This window comes from Acinetobacter brisouii (genome assembly GCF_008993995.1).
Classification (GTDB): domain Bacteria; phylum Pseudomonadota; class Gammaproteobacteria; order Pseudomonadales; family Moraxellaceae; genus Acinetobacter; species Acinetobacter brisouii_A.
Genome location: NZ_BKNN01000092.1, coordinates 1 through 6,453, shown reverse-complemented (window position 1 = coordinate 6,453; position 6,453 = coordinate 1). Strand labels below are relative to the sequence as shown.

At 41.4% G+C, this 6,453-nt stretch carries 4 protein-coding genes; all 4 read left to right on the top strand.

Annotated elements, in window-relative coordinates:
* Positions 1 to 154: 154 nt before the first annotated feature.
* The 4 genes from GBN19_RS14030 (at position 155) to GBN19_RS14015 (ending at position 6,374) form a co-directional block, all read left to right on the top strand.
* On the top strand, positions 155 to 1,462 hold the full coding sequence (locus GBN19_RS14030; RefSeq protein WP_151778555.1) for a hypothetical protein: 1,308 nt from the start codon (positions 155 to 157) through the stop codon (positions 1,460 to 1,462).
* A 3-nt stretch (positions 1,463 to 1,465) separates the two neighbouring features.
* Positions 1,466 to 3,979 carry a hypothetical protein gene (locus GBN19_RS14025; RefSeq protein ID WP_151778554.1) on the top strand — a complete coding sequence of 838 codons (2,514 nt, stop codon included), beginning with the start codon at positions 1,466 to 1,468 and terminating at the stop codon, positions 3,977 to 3,979.
* Between the two features lie 71 nt (positions 3,980 to 4,050).
* Complete coding sequence (locus GBN19_RS14020) at positions 4,051 to 5,943, top strand: hypothetical protein (protein WP_151778553.1); 1,893 nt, start codon at positions 4,051 to 4,053, stop codon at positions 5,941 to 5,943.
* Positions 5,944 to 6,050: 107 nt separating this feature from the next.
* Complete coding sequence (locus GBN19_RS14015) at positions 6,051 to 6,374, top strand: type II toxin-antitoxin system RelE/ParE family toxin (protein ID WP_151778552.1); 324 nt, start codon at positions 6,051 to 6,053, stop codon at positions 6,372 to 6,374.
* The last annotated feature ends 79 nt before the right edge of the window (positions 6,375 to 6,453 follow it).

The following is a 6,453-nucleotide window of genomic DNA, read 5'->3' as shown; positions in this document are numbered from 1 at the left end:
AACAATATATTCAACAACAGCAGACACCGCATTAGCAATCCTAGCTAATCCCCACAAGGGGGACTAGCGGATTGCAGCCTTATATCCCCGCCCTAAAGGGCGAGGTTTTACGGCTATACGGATAAAACAATGCTCAATTTTATTGGAGTGATCAATGAATAAAGATGCTCTGAATTTTAAATTTTCAAAGATTGCAAATACATCTTTAACTTCTGATGATCCGATTAACTTTAATTTTAAAAATGATGATGGCTCTCTGAATTTTAAATTTTCTAAAATTGCAGACACATCTTTAACGTCTAATGATTCAATCAATTTTAGTTTTAAAAATGATGATACCACTATAACCAAGACTGATTTTGTTGTAGATGTAGTTTATATTTCTGATAATGTAAATCAAATCATTAATGCCACTAACTTTGTTGCAGAACAGTGTGTAATTAAAGATCTAGTAATACAATCTGCAAAAAGCTATCAGTTAATCAAAGATAAATTTTCAATTAAAGATCTAGTAGTACAAGCTACGAAAGGCTCTCAGTTAATTGTAGATCAATGCTCAATTACAGATACTACAAATGATCATTTAATTGGTTATGATTTAATTGCTGAGCAGCTTGTTGTTATAGATAATATTCTTGATAAGAACCGCACAATAGTCGTCGATCAGCTACTTGTTGCCGACCATGACAAAAGCTACAAGAAAGCAAATGTCGCAGTTAAAGAAAAAGCTCGAATGACTGATAGAAGCATACGTGTTCATGCTGATACAGTCACAGATGCTTTACGAGTTTCAGACACATTGAATGTGCGTGTACGGGTAACTGATACCGTTCATGATCGCATTGTAATTTCTGATCAACTTCAATCATCAATCACGTTTTCACAGCGTATTATAGATAAATTAGCCATTCATGATGTAGTTAAAGGCAGTTTAACGGCAAAGCAACATCTTCAAGATTATGTCTTTATTGATGATCTGATCCCAAATCAACCAACGGCTGGCTATGCTTGGACTGCCAATGCTGATACTTGGGCTATGAGCCGCTATGACAGTTATAACTATCAGGATTTAGCCGTCATTGATGGTGTCCTTTATGGTTTAGGTGAGGATGGTTTGTATCAACTGGACGCTGATACGCCAGTACAAGCAAAGTTGACCACAGGGAAAATAGATCTAGGGCGAGGTCAATTGGTGCATCCTGTCGCAGCTTATCTTGAATATGAATTGTCGGGTAGCTCAAAGCAGCTACAAGTCGGAGTTGGAACAACTCAATCAGGCAACAAGCAGGCGTATTCTTATCAATTACCTACAGAAAAAGCAGACTATTTAACCAATGGTCGGGTTTTATTTGGGCGTGGCTTGCGTGGTCGTCATTTTAGTTTTGAAATTAATATTAGTGGTGAGCATGGTTATATCAATGACTTGAGTATTGATCTTGCTGCCACCAAGCGGAGAGTATAAGTCATGACTACTGAATACCAAAATGCGTACCAAGAATCCATCACCCAAGTTCAAGATAAGATGGCTTATTTTGAGAAATTAGCGACTGGATTCACAACTGAAGTATCTGAAGTATTAGCACAACTAACCGACATTCAAGTTGATACCGTTGCAGAACCTCAAAACCTACCCACACCAAGCAGTAGCAACTTTACTGCGATGCCAAGCATTACGACTCCTGATCTTAATGCCAATCTCCCCACAGCACCAACGATTAATGTTGATATTCAAGCACCAACAGATATGGTTGCACCTACATTCAATGGCTTAAACATTGATATCCCTGATGCACCCATCTTAACCAATGATTTGACCACCCCAGCATTTTTGGATATAAGTCAGATTCCAGACATTGATACCACTATTAATTTACCAACATTACCAAATTTGGCTGTTGGTAATATTGATACTGGTAATCTGCCTGACAAAATTAATTTAGATAACTTGCTGACCTCGTTAGATTTAAGTGATCTTGATATACCCGATGCACCAGCATTTCCGATCTTAAATTTACCAACCGCACCAGCATTAACGCAGTTTGATTTACCACTTCGTCCAGTCATTAAAGATGATGTGGTCATTCCTGATGCGCCAACGCTAGTACTTCCTGATATGGATGTATTGGAAAAAATCAACTTACCTGATTTTCAGTACGAGGAAGTGCCTATTTTTGATGGCATTGCACCTGTATTTAACGTGACGATGCCTGATAATTTAGATGTGATTTTGTCTGATACTAAAGGCATAGTCAGTCAGGACTACTACAAGGCAAATGTAGATAGTGCGATTAAGCCGCTAGTTCTTGAGATTCGACAATGGCTGGATGGTTCACACGTTGGCTTAGGGTTGCCACAGGCGGTTGAAGATGCGTTATTTAACCGAGCGCGTGAGCGTGACAATGCAGAAACGGAAAAGGCAGTTCAGGAGATTACTGAAACATGGGCTAGTCGTGGCTTTTCATTGCCGCAGGGTGCATTAGATAAGCAGATCGCCGTTGTCCGTGAACAAGGTCGCCTGAAAGCGGCTGAGTTGAATCGTGACATCATGGTTCAAGCATTCGATAAGCAGCTTGAACATATCCGCTTCCTGACTGAACAGGGCATTGCACTTGAGAAGATGAAACAGGATCTTTGGCTTGCGTATGTCGGTAATGTGATGCAATTAGCCAAGTTTCAGATTGATAGCAAGATTAGCATTTTGAATGCCCAGATCAGTCTATTCAATGCACAGAATACGGCGTTTGAGTCGTTGATTAATGTCTATAAAACCAAAATTGAAGGAACAATTTCTAAGATCACGGCGTATAAAACGATGCTTGATGCACAGTCGGTGATTGGTCAAATTAACCAACAGAAAGTTGATTTATTTAGGGCGAAAATTGAAGCCGTACAATCCAATGTCGAGATTTATAAAGCATTGGTGCAAGGGCAAACAGCTAAAGCCGCTTTAATCCAATCCAAGTTTGATGTCTATAAAACCGAAGTTCAGGCGTATTCTGAACAGATGAATGCTGAAAAACTCAAGATCGATGTATATGATTCCCAAGTTAAGGCGGAAGCGACCAAGGCTGGAATGTATGACACCTTGGCGCGTATGTATGCTTCAACCGTTGAAGCGGTTTCAACCAAAGCCAATATTAAGAGCAAGCAAGCAGATCTGCACATGGAGGCTGCAAGAATCCGTCTTTCAGAGTTTCAGGCAAATATTGAGGCTTACAAAGCTGACATCGATGCAAAAATGAGTGTTGCACAGAACCAAACGTCAGTATTTAATGCACAGGTTGAAGCATTCAAGGCAAAAGCCAGTGTAGAAACAACAAAGCTCAGCACTCAAGCCAACGTGATTGAATCCTCATCACGTACCAAAATTGCTTATGCGGATGCACAGGCTAGATATGCAGAGATGCGGATGCGTATTGGAATTGCGAATACGGATGCTTTAGCGCGTTTTGCAGATATGAAATCACGTACAGCGATTGCAGTATCTGAGGCGCATCAACATTATGCGGATCTAGCATTACGCACCACGATTGCCAATGCAGATGTCTATAACAAGTATATCGACATGAAGATGCGAACCAATATTGCCAATGCCGATATGCAAGCACGTTATGCGGATATGAATGCCAGGACAAATATTGCGTATGCAGAAACACACTCTAAATATGTGGATATGAATTTACGTACGCAAATTGCCAATGCAGAAACACAGGCACGGTACATGGATATGAATGTCCGTACTAATATTGCATACGCAGAAATGATGCTGAAAGAGTATGAAGCCAAAATGCAGAATGCCATTCAAAAAGCGCAGTTGGCGATTGAAGCAGTGAAGGCAACAGGTCAGGTACATGCACAGCTTGCGTCAGGTGCAATGTCAGCCATGCATGTTTCAGCCAGTATTAGCGGTTCGGGATCTGTCAACGAGAGTACAAGTACTGGCACCAGTACGAGCACCAGCTACAACTATAGCTACTAATCCCTGTAAGGCTGGAGAAAAAGGCTCAAAAACTAAACCATACATGGTATTGCAATTTTCGGTGATAACACATGTATGGTTTAAAACGCTCAAAGAAAGATGAGTCAGGGATGATTCAGGGTGCTGGAACTGGTACTTCCGATAGTATCCAGAAAGATGTGCCTGTAGGCAGTTATATTATGCCAGCAGATTCCACACAAAAAATTGGTGCAAAAAATCTTAAAAATCTAGGAAGTCCCCAATCTGTTCGTGTGAATGTTTCAGATGGGGAATATTTAGCTGATCCTCAGCAATTGCAAGCTATAGGTGGCTTTGTGCTTGATCGTATGAAGCAAGCAACACATACACCAGTTGACCAGCAAGGCTTTGGTTTAAAACAGGGTACTGGACATACTTCCCGACAGGGCAATGATCTTCAGCTTGGCTTAAATCCTGAAGCATTGGCAAACTATCAAAATAGCTCTAATGTAAAGATTGGGAAAAGTGGTAAGCCTGAGTTATTTTTTGCGAATGGTACCCCTGCTAGTGGTGTGCCAGATGATTCATTTACCGCAGATGTTCTTCGCACTAATAGAGATGCTGCTGCAAACAGTATTAGTAAGGGAAATTATGCTCAAGGAGTAGGGCAGATGGTACGTGGTGTTGTGGGTGCGGTTCCTGCGGCTGCATACGATGTTAGTAAAAAGGCTTATGATACTGTTGGGCGACCAGTTGCTAATGCAATTGATGGTTTTCTAGGAACGGGTGGAGATCAATCTGCACCATCACCCAAACCAAATGCACAACCTAAACCCAAAGTACCAACAACCAATAACAATACAGGTGTGACAGATAATCCATTTGGCGATAAATCAGCACAGCAAGCAGCAGCACAGCAAGCAGCAGCACAGCAAGCAGCAGCTAAACAGGCAGCAGCAAAAACACCTGTTAATAATATTTTTAATTTAGGTCAAGATCAGCCGCAAAACCAGCAAAGCACTCAGTCAAATCCTTATGCGATTCAGCAAAAAGGGAATAGTTTTAGCTATAGCAATCCTGCGGCGGCTGCCCAAGCCCATGCAGCAGGTATTCCTGAATTGCAAAACTCTGGGTTTGGAATGAGGAGAACAAGTGATCCACGTGGCGTGGCTAATTTACTTGCCAATACCCGTGAAATGGGTCCCAATGATCAACAAATTCAAAATGCAATTGCACAGCGTGAAGCTTCTGTTGGAAATGGTGGTGGATTTGGTGCACGTGTTTACAGTTTAGGAAATAGTAGTCAAGCTGCTGATACATTGCAAAAGAGAATTGATGATGTGAGTCAACCAATACCAGGATCAAAAGGATTGACTGCAAGTCAGCGTAACCAGATTGTAGAGTTGCAGAATGGGTTTGATAATCGTGCCAACGATGTTTATAAGACTGATGCAAATAATGCAGCCGCATTGCAGCGAGAAGCAATGGGTCAAGCTGGTGCTAACTATCGTGCAGATCTACAGGAAGGTGGGCAAAATAATCGTTACTTTGCTGGTCTTGCCAAAGATACCCAGAAATTCAATGCAACAAATGATTTGGCAAATCGTCAGTTTGGATTGGAGCAAAGCCGTTATGCACCAGAGATCATGAAACAACGTGCTGAGCTAAATGCTTTACAGCGTTATGATCAAGCAAAAACTCCAGAGGAACGACAAGCAGCTGAGGCGGCATTAGCCACTCTGCGTGGTCAGGTGAAACAGTCGAGTGAATCAGGCAAAGATCGTTTTATGACTGTTGGTGGTGGACAGCAGTGGGATGAAAAAGCAGGTACAATGGTTAATCAGGCGCAACGATTGTTTGATACGAAGACGCAGAAATTTGTTGATACAACAGTGCAAATACCAATCCATCAAAATCCTGCTGCTCAAGCGATTGTAAATAATAAATCACTTGATGAGGCTAGTAAGCGAAAGGCGCTTGCTGATTTGGGTTATCAAAATAATTAACAAGACAGGAAAGCCACCGTAAGGTGGCTTCTTTTTATTCGGAAATAATCCCCTTGCTAATTTATAGGTTTTAACCTATATTTAATTCATGCAATAAGGATTTAATTATGTGGACTGTTCTATTTGAACAACCTTTTGAAACATGGTTCTTGGAACTTTCGACTGAAGAGAAAATCGACATACTAGCAAGCATCAAGGTGCTTGAAGCCTATGGACCACAGTTGTCACGACCTCATGTGGATACACTAAAAGGCAGTAAGTTGAAAAACTTAAAAGAGTTGCGAGTACAACATGCAGGCGACCCTTACCGCATCCTATTTGTGTTTGATCCACTACGACAAGCGGTACTCTTGTGCGGTGGCAATAAAACTGGCGATAAACGATTTTATCCGTATAGCCGTAAAACCTCGCCCTTTAGGGCGGGGATATAAGGCTGCAATCCGCTAGTCCCCCTTGTGGGGATTAGCTAGGATTGCTAATGCGGTGTCTGCTGTTGTTGAATATATTGTT

What these genes read in the sequence shown, in the direction of transcription:
- GBN19_RS14020 (WP_151778553.1), top strand. Translation starts at nt 4,051, where the DNA reads ATGTATGGTTTAAAACGCTCAAAGAAAGATGAGTCAGGGATGATTCAG.
- GBN19_RS14015 (WP_151778552.1), top strand. Translation starts at nt 6,051, where the DNA reads ATGTGGACTGTTCTATTTGAACAACCTTTTGAAACATGGTTCTTGGAA.
- GBN19_RS14030 (WP_151778555.1), top strand. Translation starts at nt 155, where the DNA reads ATGAATAAAGATGCTCTGAATTTTAAATTTTCAAAGATTGCAAATACA.
- GBN19_RS14025 (WP_151778554.1), top strand. Translation starts at nt 1,466, where the DNA reads ATGACTACTGAATACCAAAATGCGTACCAAGAATCCATCACCCAAGTT.